Origin of the sequence: Nocardia yamanashiensis NBRC 100130, from assembly GCF_001613325.1 — a bacterium.
In the GTDB taxonomy this organism is placed as follows: Bacteria; Actinomycetota; Actinomycetes; order Mycobacteriales; family Mycobacteriaceae; genus Nocardia; species Nocardia yamanashiensis.
Map to the genome: position 1 here is coordinate 259,755 of NZ_BDCD01000002.1, position 13,506 is coordinate 273,260.

Below are 13,506 nucleotides of genomic sequence, written 5' to 3' on the forward strand. Positions count from 1 at the left end.
GTTGCTGAGGAGCTCGAGGCATCGACGAAGGATTCCGGATGCATTGCCCGTACTGTCGCCACCCCGATTCGAGGGTGGTCGACTCGCGTGAAGCCGAGGAAGGCACCGCCATCAGGAGGCGGCGTGCCTGTCCGGAGTGTGGGCGACGGTTCACCACGGTCGAGAACGCGATCCTGTCGGTCGTGAAGCGCAGCGGCGTGACCGAACCGTTCAGCCGCGAGAAGGTGATCCGCGGGGTGAGCCGCGCCTGTCAGGGCCGCGAGGTGGATTCGGACGCCCTGAACCTGCTGGCCCAGCAGGTGGAGGATGCGGTGCGCGCCAAGGGTTCCCCCGAGGTGCCCAGCCACGAGGTCGGCCTGGCGATTCTGGGCCCGCTGCGGGATCTGGACGAGGTCGCCTACCTGCGCTTCGCCTCGGTCTACCGATCTTTCTCCTCCGCCGAGGATTTCGAACGCGAGATCGCCGAGCTACGTAAGCACCGCGAAGAGAACGCGGTCGGGGCCACCGCCGAATAACGACGAGCACAATCATTTACGGCCCGGAAGCGCGAGCGGTCGCGTTTCCGGGCCGTTCTGGTGATCAGCGGCGCGGCTGCTGCGGCGGCCGCCGGGCCGCGTCGATGGCCTTCTCGATGCGCTTGGCCGACACCGGGAACGGCGTCCCGAGCTGCTGCGCGAACAGGCTGACCCGCAATTCCTCGATCATCCACCAGATTTCGACCACATCGCGCCCGCCCTTGCGCCCCTCGGGCAGTTGATCGACGAGCCGGTCGTAGGCGGCGTGCACCCGATCCAATTCGACCATGCCCGCCTGATCGCGATTGGCCGACGCGGGTAGCGCCTCCAGTCGCAGGCGCGCGGCCTCCAGATACCGTGGCAGTTCCCGCAATCGGGCGCTGCCCCATTCGGAGATGAAGCCCGCGAACACCAGATCATCGAGCTGATGCCGCACATCCTGCACCGCATCGCGATCGCGGGTCTCGGTGAGCGCCGCCCGCACCCGATGCGCCTCGGCCAGCACCGGCACCACCGCGCGCACCACATTCGCCACCGCCGTGGTGAATTGCGGCCGCACCTTCTCCACCAGCGCCTTGAACTGCTCGGGGCTGCGCACCGGCCCGCCATTGGCCGCGATCAGCTCATCGGCGGCGCAGGCCCGGCAGTCCTCGACCAGCGCGTCCAGCGATCCGTACGGATTCTGGCTCAGCGCAAGCCGATCCGCCGGTTTCAGGCTCGCGGTCACCGCGCGCGGACTGGTCGGTACGGCATTGAGCAGCAGTGTCCGGGTGCCGACCCGCATGGCCGCCGCCTGGGCGCCGGGCGAGCTGAGCACCCGCACCGCCACCCCGTCCGGCTCCGCCACCAGCGCCGGATACCCGGTAATGGTCTGCCCGCCGACCTGGCGTTTGACCGAATTCTCCAGCGTGCCCAGCGATTCGGAAGTCCACACGGTGGCCGGGGCGCGCTCGGCGGCATTGTTGGCCCGCGCCACCGATTTCGACACCTGGGTGGCCAGCTTCGCCTTCAGCTCCGCCAGATCCTTGCTGCGCGCGACGATTTCCCCGCCCGCGTCCACGGCGGCATAGGTCATCCGCAAATGGTCGGGCAGCCCCGCCGGATCCAGCTGACCGGCGGTAATGGTCACCGACCCGAGCTGCGACAGCTCCCGCGCCAGCCCGATGCGCAGCGGTTCGGCCCGCGGCGTCAGTCGCGCCAGCGCCGCCTGCGCGAAGTCCGGCGCGGGCACCACCATGCGCCGCAACTGCTTCGGCAGCGTTTTGATCAGCGCCGCCGCCAGCTCCTCGCGCATCCCGGGCACCAGCCAGTCGAAACCGACCGCCCGCACATGCGCCAGTTGCGCGATCGGAATGTGCACGGTCACACCGTCGTCGGCCTGGCCGGGCTCGAATTGATAGGTGAGCGGGAAGGTCAGCTCACCCTGCCGCCAGCTGTCCGGATACGCGGTCGGATCCAGCAGCGCCGCATCCTCGTTCACGATGGTGGACGCGGTGAAGTCCAGCAGCGCCGGTTCCTTGCGCTGCGTCTTCTTCCACCAGCTGTCGAAATGCCGCACCGACACCACATCGGCCGGAATCCGCTGGTCGTAGAACTCGAACAGCACCTGATCGTCGACCAGGATGTCGCGGCGGCGGGCCCGATGCTCCAGATCGGCCACATCGTCGAGCAATTCGCGATTGCGCGCGAAGAACTCGTGCCGGGTCTGCCATTCGCCCTGTACGAGCGCGTGCCGGATGAACAGTTCGCGCGACAGCTCCGGATCGATCCGCCCGAAATCCACCCGGCGCTGGGTGACCAGCGGAATCCCGTACAGCGTGACCCGCTCGTAGGCCAGCGCCGCGCCGCGCTTGGCCGACCAATGCGGTTCGGAGTAGGTGCGTTTCACCAGATCGCCGGCCAGCCGTTCGGCCCATTCCGGTTCCACCCGGGCCGCGGTGCGACCCCACAGCCGGGAGGTCTCCACCAGTTCGGCGGCCATCACCCAGCGCGGCGGCTTCTTGGCCAGCGACGAGCCGGGGAAGATCATGAACTTGGCATTGCGCGCGCCCAGGAATTCCCGGGTCTCGGCCTCGCGGACGCCGATATGCGAGAGCATGCCGGCCAGCAGCGCCTGATGGATCGAGGTGATGTCCCAGGGCAGCGCGTCGGAGTCGAGGGTGGAGCGCTCGGTGTTCGAGGCGTCGGTGTTCCAGCCCAGCCCGCGGGTGATGGTGCGTAGCTGCCCGTGCAGGTCCTGCCATTCCCGGATGCGCAGGTAGTGCAGGAATTCGTCGCGGCACATGCGCCGGAACTGATTGGACGACAGGGCTTTGCGCTGATCGCCCAGGTAATCCCAGAGCCGCAGGTAGGCCAGGAAATCCGAGCCCTCCACGGTGAATCGCGCGTGCTTGGTGTCGGCGGCCTGCTGATGCTCGACCGGGCGTTCCCGCACATCCTGGATGGACAGCGCCGCCACGATGACCAGCACCTCGGCCAGGCAGCCGCCGCGCTGCGCCTCCACCAGCATGCGGGCCATGCGCGGATCGACCGGCAGCTGCGCCATTTCCCGGCCGATGGCGGTGAGCACCAGCCCGGCGTCCGGGATATCGGCCCCGCCGTCCTCGGCCTTGCGCCCCAGCGCGCCGAGCTCCTCGAGCAGGGCGATGCCATCGCGAATGGCGCGATTGTCGGGGGCCTCCACGAACGGGAAGCTCTCGATATCGCCCAGCCCGAGCGCGGTCATCTGCAGAATGACCGCGGCCAGATTGGTGCGCAGGATCTCCGGTTCGGTGAACTGCGGCCGGGATTCGAAATCGTCCTCGGAGTACAGCCGGATGGCGATGCCGTCCGCGACACGACCGCAACGACCGGACCGCTGCCGCGCCGAGGCCTGCGACACCGGTTCGATGGGCAGCCGCTGCACCTTGGTGCGCATGGAGTAGCGGGAGATTCGCGCGGTGCCCGGATCGATGACGTAGCGGATGCCGGGCACGGTCAGCGAGGTCTCGGCCACGTTGGTCGCCAGCACCACGCGCCGCCCGGTGTGGGCCTCGAACACCTTGTGCTGTTCGGCCGCGGACAGCCGCGCGTACAACGGCACGATTTCGGTGCGCGGCAAACGCAAATCGCGCAGCGAATCGGCGGTATCGCGGATCTCGCGCTCGCCGGACAGGAACACCAGGATGTCGCCGTCGCCCTCGGCCTGCAGTTCGCGCACCGAATCGGCGATGGCGTCGGTGGGATCGCGGTCGACGATCTCGGTGTCCTCGTCGTCGGGATCCTCGGAGGTGACCGGAAGTTCCAGCGACAGCGGGCGATACCGGATCTCCACCGGATACGAGCGCCCCGACACCTCGACGATCGGTGCGGGCGAGCCCTTTTCATCGCTGAAGTGCCGCGCGAACAGTTCCGGATCGATGGTCGCCGAGGTGATGATCACCTTCAGATCCGGCCGCTTCGGCAGCAACTGCTTCAGATACCCGAGCAGGAAGTCGATATTGAGACTGCGCTCGTGCGCCTCGTCGATGATGATGGTGTCGTAGCGCCGCAGCATGCGATCGCGCTGGATCTCGGCCAGCAGAATGCCGTCCGTCATCAGCTTGACCAGCGTGCGATCCGAGGCCTGATCGGTGAAACGCACCGTATAGCCGACCACATCGCCCAGTTCGGTGCCCAGTTCCTCGGCGATCCGCTCGGCTACCGTGCGCGCGGCCAGCCGCCGCGGCTGGGTGTGCCCGATGGTCCCGCGAATCCCGCGCCCGAGTTCCAGGCAGATCTTCGGAATCTGGGTGGTCTTGCCCGAGCCGGTCTCACCGGCCACGATCACGACCTGGTGGTCGGCGATCGCCTGCGCGATATCGTCCCGGCGCGCCGAAACCGGCAGCTGCTCGGGATAACTGATCGCGGGTACGGCGGCGCGGCGGTTCTCTACGCGTTGCCGGGCGGCGTCGATCTCGCGCTCGAGATCGGTGAGGTCTGTACCGCGGGCCTTGTCGAGCCGCCGACGCAAACGGTGTTCGTCGCGGATCGAGAGATCGGCCAGGCGGGTTCGAAGGTCGCGAAAGGTGGCGGCGGTCCTGGTCATTGCACCGTCAAGCCTAGCGAAGTCGTTGCCGCGCCGGTCGGGGCGGTGGGCGACACCACGCCGGAGCGATATTCGCTCGGTGTTCGCCGCGGCATGCGACCATCGGCGGATGGGCGAGCGAGCGGTGCATCCGTGGTGGGGCCGGCTGCTGTTGCTGGCGTTCGGAATCCTGGATATCGCGGCGGTGGTGTGGACCGCCACCCATCTGCGGCCGGCGGTGGCCGGGAACGCGGTGGTGAACTTCTTCAGCTACTTCACGATTCAGTCGAATCTGCTGGCTATCGCGGTGCTGCTGATCGTGGCGCTGCGGGATCCGCAGGGGATCGGCTGGCAGCGGGTGCGGGGCGCGGGCACGCTGTACATCTGCATCACCGGCGTGGTCTACACCTTGCTGTTGCAGAACATCGACGTGGACATCGCCTATCCGTGGACCAACAATGTGCTGCACCGGATCACGCCGCTGGTCCTGTTCGTGGACTGGCTGCTGGTGCCGGTGGCGCTGGGCGTCTCGGCCCGGCTGATCTCGATCTGGCTGGCGTATCCGATCGCGTACGGGGTCTACACGCTGATTCGCGGCCCGATCGCGGACTGGTATCCGTACCCGTTCATCGACCCGCGCACGCAGGGGTATCTCTCGATGGCCATCGGCCTGGTCGTGCTGGTGATCGCCTTCGTGATCCTGGCGGTCGCCGTCATCGCGCTGGGCGAGCTGGCCGCCCGGTGGCGTGAGCGCCGCCGGGCGGCTTGATCACGGCAGCGTTCTGGTCATGAACACGCTGTGCGGGTCCTCGGTGTACTCGGCGAACGGCCCGGTGCGCTCGAATCCGTACCGCTCGTAGAGCCGCACCGCCGGCCGATAGAACTCCGAGGATCCGGTCTCCAGGCTGACGCGCTGGTAACCGCGTTGCCGCGCCTGCTCCAGCAGATGCGCGAGCAGTCGTGACGCCACCCCGCGCCCCCGGAAGGCCGTAGCCGTCCGCATCGATTTGATCTCCGCGTGCGCCGGATCGAGTTCCTTCAGCGCCCCGCATCCGGCGAGTTCGGCACCCTCCCAGACCGACCAGAAGGTGATGTCCGGCTTGCGCAGCGCCGCCACGTCGAGCGCGTGCATGCTCTCCTCGGGCGAATTGTCCAGCATCTCCGCAACATGGGTTTCGAGCAGGCTGATGACTTCCGGGCCGGTCAGATCGTCGAGCACGATGCGCATGCGGTCAGGTTGGCGAGGACCTTGCCCGCGGTCGCGGCGAGCTTCGAGCGCATCCAGGATCAGGTCCAGGCCGTAGCCGAATTCGGCGGTGTGGTCGTAGTCCGCCCGCAAGGCGAGCCCGGTGATCATCTCGTGCAGATGCGGCAACCGGTCCGCCGGCACCCGCTCGAGCACGTGTTCGGCCACCGCTTCGGCCTCGGCCGGGGTGCTCGCGGGCAGATTCGCCTCCTGCAGCACGTACCCGCCGATATAGCTGTCGATGAGCGAGACCGCGTGCGCCGCATCGGCCAGCCCGAATCCGGCCGCCTTCAGCACGCCGAGCACCACATCGTGATGCCGCAGGGTCGCCGGTCCCGGATCGCGCCGCGAATCCAGCAGCCCGAGCGCCCACCGATGCCGCGACAGCACCGCCCGCGCCGAGTACGCCCGCACCCGGATGGCCTCGCGCCAATCCGCCTGTTCGGCGTCCGGCAGTTCGATCGCCGCGAACACCGCGTCGACCACGCCGTCGAGCATGGCGTCCTTGTTCGGCACGTGGTGATAGAGCGACATGGCCTCCACCCCCAGCTCTTGCGCCACCCGCCGCATCGAGATCGATTCCGCGCCACCGCGATCCGCGACCCGGACGGCGGCCGCCAGGACGCGTTCCCTGCTGAGCGGTTGCGGTGGACGTGGCACGGCGGCTCCCGATTCGACGACGGTTGACAGGCTTACATCCGTAAGCCTACCTTACAGCTGTAAGCCACACTTACACCCGTAAGGGAAGGGGATTCCGATGCCGATGCCGAAATGGTGGGGGCAGGTGAACAAGCGAGTGTTCAACCCGCGCGCCCTCGCGGCCGGGAAATGGCCGGTGCTGACCCACACCGGCCGCACCTCCGGCGCGACCTACCGCACGCCCCTCGACGCCTACCCCGTCGAAGGCGGTTACCTGTTCGTCCTGGTCTACGGCTCGCGCGCGGACTGGGTCCGCAATGTGCTGGCCGCCGGCGGCGCGGCGCTGCGCATCGACGGCCGCGATATCGAACTGGCCGCCCCGCGCCTGATCGGGCCCGGCGAGGCGCTGCGACTGCTGCCCGCCGCGGCCCACCCGCCGAAACTCTTCCGCATCACCGAGTTCCTGCGCATGGACGTGGGCGGCACGGTGACCTTCAGCTCCGATTCCGGGCGCTGACCGCCTCAGCCGGCCTGGGCGCGCGCCGCCAGTCCGTCCAGCACATGCACGCGCTGGTCGGGGACGCTGATCTCCATCCACACCGAACCGGTTGGGCCGGTGGTGAATTCGAAGCCGAAGAACCCGCAGCAGGCCGTCTCGCGGTCCGCCAGGTCGCGGGCCTGCGCCTCGGCGGCGGGATCGAGTTCCAGCCGCAGCCGGGTCGGCGAGAGACGGTCCACGCCGCGCAGCGCGGTCGCGAACAGGTCGTCGAATTCGATGACCCGCAGGGGTTGTTGCGCGGTGGGCAGGGTGCACGCGTCGATCGCCACCCAGTTCGGTGCGGGCGCTTCACTGGCCATGCTTCGATGTTATGCCCGAGTGGGCGGCCGGGTCATCGGGCGAAAATCGCTGGCGGCGCACCGGTTCGGCTTCCTACCCTGAATTGCCCGCCCGGAAATGGCGGCGGGGGAGGGAAGGAAGCATTTGGAAGCGACTGTCGCGGTGACCCCGGATCAGTTGCCGGAGTTGTTGCTGCACGTCGCGGTGGTGCGTCCGGTATTTCTGTGGGGTGCGCCCGGAATCGGGAAGAGCTCGCTGGTGCGCGCGTTCGCCGACGCGCTCGGAATGGATTGCGTGACGCTGCTGGGCACGCAGCTCGCGCCCGAGGATCTCATCGGGGTGCCGCAGATCGTGGACGATCGCAGCCGGTTCGCGCCGCCGGAGATGATCGCGCGCCCGCACCCGTATTGCTTGTTCCTGGACGAATTGAATGCCGCGCCCGCCGAGGTGCAGAAGTCGTTCTATTCGCTGATTCTCGATCGCCGGGTGGGGAATTACGAACTGCCCGCGGGATCGGTGGTGATCGGGGCCGGAAATCGCGCCACCGACAATGCCCTGGCCCGCCCGATGGCCTCCGCCCTGGTGAATCGCATGGTGCACGTGCATTTGCGCGCCGATGTCGACGATTGGCTGAAGTGGGCGGCGGGCAACGATATTCACCCGTGGGTCATCGAATACCTGACCCAGCGCCCGGATCACCTGTGGTCCGCGCCGCCCAAGACCGAGCAGCCCTTCTCCACGCCGCGCGGCTGGCACATGCTCTCCGACGCCCTGCACTCCTACGGCGAGCACATCGCGGACGAGGCGCTGTGGGTGCTGGCGTCCGGAACCCTCACCACCGCGCACGCTTCCGCGTTCCGGGCGTTCGTGAAGACGGTGCGCCACGCCTTCGATCTGGAGGCGGTGCTCAAGGGTGACGCGGGCTGGCCGCGCGATCCGGCGGACCGCGATCTGCTGTACTTCCTGTCCGAGACCTTCCGCGCCCGGCTGATCAAGGAACTGCCCGCCTCCCGGGAACACGCCTCGGCGGGCCTGAAACGCTTCGTGCTGCGGGCGAAGACGATGCTCACCGAACTCGCCGAGATCTCGGTGGAGTGCGCCCAGCTGGTCATCGCCGCCGATGACGACGGCGCGCCGGTGCTGCCGTCCTGGTTCCTGGTCGAGGTGACCCGGGATCTGCCGCGGCTGGCGGCGCGGCGGTAGTCGTGGCGGGGCGGGCGACGCGCAAGCGCCGGGCGGCGGCCGATCCGTGGGTGGAGCATCGCCGCGCGGGTTGGGCGCTGGTGCAGGGCAATCCGATGTTCCGGCGGCTGTGGAACGGCCTGCACGAGGCGCACGACGATTGGCTGCCGCCGCGGACCTGGGCCGTCATCGATCCGTTCGGCAGCATCCACTACAACCCGAAAATCCGTGGCGCCACCGAGGAATGGGCCTGGGTGTTCGCGCATCTGCTGCTGCACGCCGGATTCGGGCATCTCGATCCGCGTGAGCTGCCGCCGCGGGTGCTGGAGGAGAACGGTTTCGCACGCAGCCGGCTCACCGCGCCACATCAGCCGCATCAGATCTACCGGGCGGCCTGCTGCGCGCTCATCGATCAGTACCTGCTGACCTTGAAGTTCGGCCGCGCACCCGAGGTGCTGCCGCCGCCCGGCGGGACCGACGAGCACGCCCTGACCGAACGCTGGTGGACCACCGGCGTTCCCGAGCCGTACCGTCGCGAGGAGTACCCGGACTTCTTCATCGGCACCGGCGACACCGCGAAGCGCCTGGACCATCGCACCTGCTTCGCGACCGGTATCGGCGAGGCCGCCCGCGCCGCCCTGGAAGCCGCCGGTCGCGACGTCACCCGGGGCCGGCAGCAGACCATGCAGGTCTGGGATCGCGCCCTGAACTGGTTCGTCTCCTCCTACCCGCTGCTCGGCGCGCTCGCGGCCGGCATGCGGATCGTGGCCGACCCGGACGTGGCGCGCGGCTGGAACATCTCGATCGCCGCCGTCAACGCCGAGGCCGCCGAGATCTACATCAACCCCTTCGCCGGTCTCTCCGACGAGGAATGGCGTTTCGTGCTCGCCCACGAAATGCTGCACGCCGCGCTGCGGCACGGGGAACGCGCGGGCTGGCGCGACCACTACCTGTTCAATGTCGCCTGCGATTACGTGGTCAACGGCTGGCTGGTCGAAATGGGGGTGGGCGAACTCCCGTCGGGTCTGCTCTACGACCCGCAGCTGAAAGGTCTTTCCGCCGAACAGATCTACGACCGCATCGCCGGTGACCTGCGCCGCCTGCGCAAACTCGCCACCCTGCGCGGCCGCGGCGCGGGCGACATCTTCGGCGAACCGCTGCCGCACGGCAATGCGCCCGGCCGCTACCTGGATCTGGACGACTACTACCGCAATGCGCTCGCCACGGGCCTGGTCTACCACCAGTCGGGCGGCCGCGGATTCCTCCCCGCGGGACTGGAACAGGAGATCCGCGCCCTCGATCAACCGCCGCTGCCGTGGGACGCCCAGCTGGCGCAATGGTTCGACGAGCACGTGCCCGCCGTGGAGAAGCACCGCAGCTACGCCCGCGCCTCCCGCCGCCAATCCGCCACACCCGATATTCCGCGCCCCGCCTGGACCCGCCCCGAGGAATCGGTCCGCCTGCCCACCTTCGGCGTCGTCCTGGACACCTCCGGTTCCATGTCGCGTGAACTCATGGGCAAGGGCCTGGGCGCCATCGCCGCCTACTCCCGCGCCCGCGACGTCCCGCGCGCCCGCGTGGTGTTCTGCGATGCCGCCGCCCACGACGCCGGCTATCTCCCCGTGGACGAAATCGCTTCCCGGGTAAGGGTGCGCGGCCGCGGCGGCACCATCCTGCAACCCGGCATCCGTCTCCTGGAACGCGCCGACGATTTCCCCGCCGACGCCCCCATCCTGGTCATCACCGACGGCATGTGCGACGTGGTCCGCATCCGCCGCGAACACGCCTTCCTCATCCCCGCCGGCGCGGGCCTGCCCTTCCGACCCCACGGCCCGGTCTTCCGCATGCGCTGATATCAGCCTTCCGGATCTTCCGCAAGACCCCGGCGGCCCGTATTCAGCCCGGTGAGAGCGGCTCGGAGGAGGGGTCGCGCCCGGCCGCCGCCGACCAGACTCGACTGCTGTGAAATCGCGAAAGATGTGGATCGCCGGGCTGGCGGTCATGGTGCTGGCGGGCGGGGTGACGGCCGCGCGGGTGGCCGGGGAGCGGAGCGCGGTCGCGGCGACGGACCCCGATGTGGCGATGGTGTGCGACGACCGGCGACCGTCCAAGGTCGATCCGGGTAGTTACGGCATGCAGAACGACGGCTCGTTCCTGCATCCGTCGGCGACCTACGTGAACGAGGACGAACAGCATCCGTTCCCGGGTGGCGGCAAGGACATGTTCCCCGCGACCGGCGGGTACGACCCGAACACCTACAAGTCCGCCAATGTGACGGTGGAGGCGCATTACGGCGGTGAACGGTTCACCCCCGACCCCTTCCATTCCTGGCAGAACATCGTCGACTTCGACGGCCGCCGCTACATGTTCCAGTACGACCGCAGCGAAGCCCGCGTCTACGACATCACCGACGTCCAGAACGTGCAGGTCGTCGAATCGCTGTCGCGCGCGGACCTGGCAGGCGTGCCCGGCAATGACGAGGCCGTCGCCGGAAAAGACTGGGCCGCAGGTGATTTCTGGGGCGCGTCCACCATTCAATGGAGCCCCCGCTACAACGGCTACATCATGGTGCAGAGCTTCGAGATGCGCCGCCAGGTGCCCTTCTGGATGGGCGACACCCCCGAGAACAGCAAGTACGCCGCACCCGAGGGCGTGGCCGCGGCCCGAGCGGACAAGCAGCTCAAGGGTTTCAAGGTCTACAAGCTCAACGGCCCGCGCAAGCGCGACTGGGAACTGCTGGCCACGGTGAGCACCGACGAACACCAGCGGGATCCGCTCGCCCCGGATTTCACCGCACCGCAACAGGGTTCGGGCTCCCTGGATGTACCGCACTGGGACGGCGGCCGCTACCTGTTCGTCTCGACCGCCCCCAGCGACGACTGGTCGCTCACCGAATACCCGACCTACCTGTACGCCAACGGTTTCCAGGTGTGGGACATGGCCGATCCGGCCACGCCGCGCCTGCTCGACACCTGGCATCGGCAGGGCATGGTGCGCGGCGAGGAAGCCGCCTACCGCGCCAATCCGCGCTGCGGCAACCGCACTTCGTGGATGGGCTCACGCAATCCGCTCTACATCCCCACCCCGATCGAGCAGGGCGGCAAGTACGGCTTCGCGGCCATGGGCGGTTTCGGCATGTCCATCATCGACATCTCCGATCCATCGAACCTGCGCGAGGTCGGCCATCTCGACGTTCCGCCCTCGGTCTCCGGCACCGAAGCCGACAATGTCGACGTCTCCCAGTTCGAGCGCACCGGCATGGTCTACCTGAGCGGCTACCCGCTGTCGGAGGACTGCTACGAGCCGTACAAGGACATCTTCCAGGTCGATGCCACCGATCCGGCGCATCCGCGCATAGTCGGACGCCTGCCCCGGCCGACCCCGCCGAAAGACTCTGCGCTGACCGACTTCTGCCAGCGCGGCGGCAGTTTCGGACCCAAGCGCAGCGGCTACTACACCTCGCCCGGCGATCCGCGCGACGGCCTGCTCGTCTACGACTTCTACAACGCGGGCGCCCAGTTCTTCGACGTCAGCGACCCGAAGCAGCCGAAGATCGCCGGCTACTTCGCCCCGCCCACCTTCGGACCGGAGACCGCCGACTGGGCGCGCAGCAATCCGACGCACGGCGTGTACGTGGAATACGACCGCAATATCGTCTGGCTGCTCACCAACGACGGCATCTACGCGCTGTCCTCGGAATCCCTTTTGGGCGCACCGAATCTGCACGCTCCCGCCGCGCCGTTCCGGACCAGCGCCCGCTGAGATCAGGCGGTCGGCATCGCCAGGGTGGTGAGGTCGCCGTTGTCGGCGGAGCGGATGGTGGCGGGCTGATCGGGGCCGCGCAGATCGATCATGAGATCCGGGCCGAGGGCGGTGCTGATCGCCGGGTACAGCGTGATCATCTCGAATCGCACGTCCAGGTCCGGGCCGGTGCTCGTGACGGGCAGCGCCGGACCGGCGGCGCCGGGGCTCGCGATCACGCGCAGCTCATCGCCTTTCAGCCGCAAGAGGATTCGATCGCCCGGGCGCTCCTCCAGCGCGCGCAGCAGCACGTCCTTGGCGATCGTGACGCGCGTGCCGACCGCCGGCAGCGCCCGCAGCATCGCGCGGAAGTCGGGAAAGGACTCGGGCAGCAACCGGCAGTGCCGGACCTCGCGATCCTGCGGGAACAGGGCGAGCCCGTGCCGGTTCGCTTCGAGGTGAACCACTGCGCCCCGGCGGATTTCGGGAATCGCGGCCCGCAGTTCGCTCCCGTCCACGGTCCCCGACCAGGTGGCGTTCGCGGGTTCGACCGGCGCCAGGGTGCGGGTGGCGAGCCGGTAGCGATCGGTGGCGGTCAGCGTGACCGCCTCGGGCGTGACCTCGAGCAGCAGTCCGCCCAGGACCGGGAATTCGGCGTCGAAAGCCGTTGCGGTCAGCACCTGTTCGATGGCCGCGGCGAGCACCGGCCCTTTGAGCGTGGCCAGGAACCGGGCCTGCTCCGGCTGCAGCCCGGCCTTGATGTCGGCGGCGGTGCGCCGGGCCCGGGCGGCGTCGTCGGCGACCTTGGCGACATGCTCGTCGATCAGCCGGACGGCCTCGTCCGCGCCGGCCGCCAGCACGGTTTCGACCGCCGTCAGCGGCATGGCGATGGCGCGCAACCGGCGCAGCATGACGGCCCGCTCGAGTTGATCGGGACTGTAGTAGCGGTAGCCGGAGACCGCGTCGGTCTCGGCGGGCGGCAGCAGCCCGGAGTCCGCGTAGAAGCGCAGGGCGCTCGCGGTCAGCCCGCTGCGCTGGGCGAACAGGCCAATCGGCAGCAATTCGGAATCGGTCACCCGAAGATCATCGGGCTTCGAGCAGGTCGAAGGTCAAGCCGCGCCCGGGTCCCGCGGCGCGGTCTTGCCCTCCAGCGCGCGGATGCGGGCCTCGAACACCCGCATCTCCTGCAGCACGCCCTTCATCGTCGAATTCATGGCGTCCATCGAGAAGCGCAGCAGATCGATACTGGCTCGCAATTCCGTGAACGGGTCATCGGCATCGTGGGTCACAGGTCCGAAGG

At 68.7% G+C, this 13,506-nt stretch carries 11 protein-coding genes and 1 pseudogene; 6 read left to right on the top strand and 6 right to left on the bottom strand.

Annotation, left to right across the window (positions count from 1 at the left end; translation table 11 throughout):
• Nucleotides 1–38: 38 nt before the first annotated feature.
• Nucleotides 39–515: a transcriptional regulator NrdR gene (gene nrdR / locus NY1_RS01300; RefSeq protein WP_067706896.1), complete on the top strand. Its 477-nt coding sequence runs from the start codon at nucleotides 39–41 to the stop codon at nucleotides 513–515.
• A gap of 64 nt (nucleotides 516–579) precedes the next feature.
• On the opposite strand, the gene hrpA is transcribed toward nrdR, so the two are convergent.
• Nucleotides 580–4,581: an ATP-dependent RNA helicase HrpA gene (gene hrpA, locus NY1_RS01305; protein WP_067706899.1), complete on the bottom strand. Its 4,002-nt coding sequence runs from the start codon at nucleotides 4,579–4,581 to the stop codon at nucleotides 580–582.
• A 109-nt stretch (nucleotides 4,582–4,690) separates the two neighbouring features.
• Here hrpA and NY1_RS01310 point away from each other — a divergent pair, with 109 nt between their 5' ends.
• Nucleotides 4,691–5,329 carry a Pr6Pr family membrane protein gene (locus NY1_RS01310; protein ID WP_067706902.1) on the top strand — a complete coding sequence of 213 codons (639 nt, stop codon included), beginning with the start codon at nucleotides 4,691–4,693 and terminating at the stop codon, nucleotides 5,327–5,329.
• Here NY1_RS01310 and NY1_RS43565 read toward each other — a convergent pair whose 3' ends face one another.
• Both NY1_RS43565 and NY1_RS43570 read right to left on the bottom strand, forming a co-directional pair.
• The gene (locus NY1_RS43565) at nucleotides 5,330–5,788 is read right to left on the bottom strand and encodes a GNAT family N-acetyltransferase (protein ID WP_169815300.1); all 459 of its coding nucleotides are present in this window, start codon (nucleotides 5,786–5,788) and stop codon (nucleotides 5,330–5,332) included.
• A 33-nt stretch (nucleotides 5,789–5,821) separates the two neighbouring features.
• Nucleotides 5,822–6,466: pseudogene (locus NY1_RS43570) on the bottom strand (TetR/AcrR family transcriptional regulator); the annotation flags it as partial.
• Nucleotides 6,467–6,563: 97 nt separating this feature from the next.
• Here NY1_RS43570 and NY1_RS01320 point away from each other — a divergent pair.
• On the top strand, nucleotides 6,564–6,962 hold the full coding sequence (locus tag NY1_RS01320; RefSeq protein ID WP_067706905.1) for a nitroreductase family deazaflavin-dependent oxidoreductase: 399 nt from the start codon (nucleotides 6,564–6,566) through the stop codon (nucleotides 6,960–6,962).
• A 5-nt stretch (nucleotides 6,963–6,967) separates the two neighbouring features.
• Here NY1_RS01320 and NY1_RS01325 read toward each other — a convergent pair whose 3' ends face one another.
• Entirely contained in the window at nucleotides 6,968–7,303 is a 336-nt protein-coding gene (locus NY1_RS01325; protein WP_067706907.1) for a hypothetical protein, read from the bottom strand.
• A gap of 124 nt (nucleotides 7,304–7,427) precedes the next feature.
• Here NY1_RS01325 and NY1_RS01330 point away from each other — a divergent pair, with 124 nt between their 5' ends.
• The 3 genes from NY1_RS01330 to NY1_RS01340 all read left to right on the top strand — a co-directional run bounded on the left by NY1_RS01330 (nucleotide 7,428) and on the right by NY1_RS01340 (nucleotide 12,227).
• Nucleotides 7,428–8,486, top strand: a complete 1,059-nt coding sequence (locus tag NY1_RS01330; RefSeq protein ID WP_067706910.1) for an AAA family ATPase — start codon at nucleotides 7,428–7,430, stop codon at nucleotides 8,484–8,486.
• Between the two features lie 2 nt (nucleotides 8,487–8,488).
• The gene (locus NY1_RS01335; protein WP_067706915.1) at nucleotides 8,489–10,318 is read left to right on the top strand and encodes a vWA domain-containing protein; all 1,830 of its coding nucleotides are present in this window, start codon (nucleotides 8,489–8,491) and stop codon (nucleotides 10,316–10,318) included.
• Between the two features lie 109 nt (nucleotides 10,319–10,427).
• Nucleotides 10,428–12,227, top strand: coding sequence for an LVIVD repeat-containing protein (locus NY1_RS01340; protein WP_218028276.1), 1,800 nt, complete (start codon nucleotides 10,428–10,430; stop codon nucleotides 12,225–12,227).
• 2 nt (nucleotides 12,228–12,229) lie between these two features.
• Here NY1_RS01340 and NY1_RS01345 read toward each other — a convergent pair whose 3' ends face one another.
• Together NY1_RS01345 and NY1_RS01350 are read right to left on the bottom strand one after the other, a co-directional pair.
• Complete coding sequence (locus NY1_RS01345) at nucleotides 12,230–13,282, bottom strand: DNA polymerase III subunit beta family protein (RefSeq protein ID WP_067706917.1); 1,053 nt, start codon at nucleotides 13,280–13,282, stop codon at nucleotides 12,230–12,232.
• Nucleotides 13,283–13,315: 33 nt separating this feature from the next.
• The gene (locus tag NY1_RS01350) at nucleotides 13,316–13,495 is read right to left on the bottom strand and encodes a hypothetical protein (protein ID WP_067706920.1); all 180 of its coding nucleotides are present in this window, start codon (nucleotides 13,493–13,495) and stop codon (nucleotides 13,316–13,318) included.
• Nucleotides 13,496–13,506 lie beyond the last annotated feature (11 nt).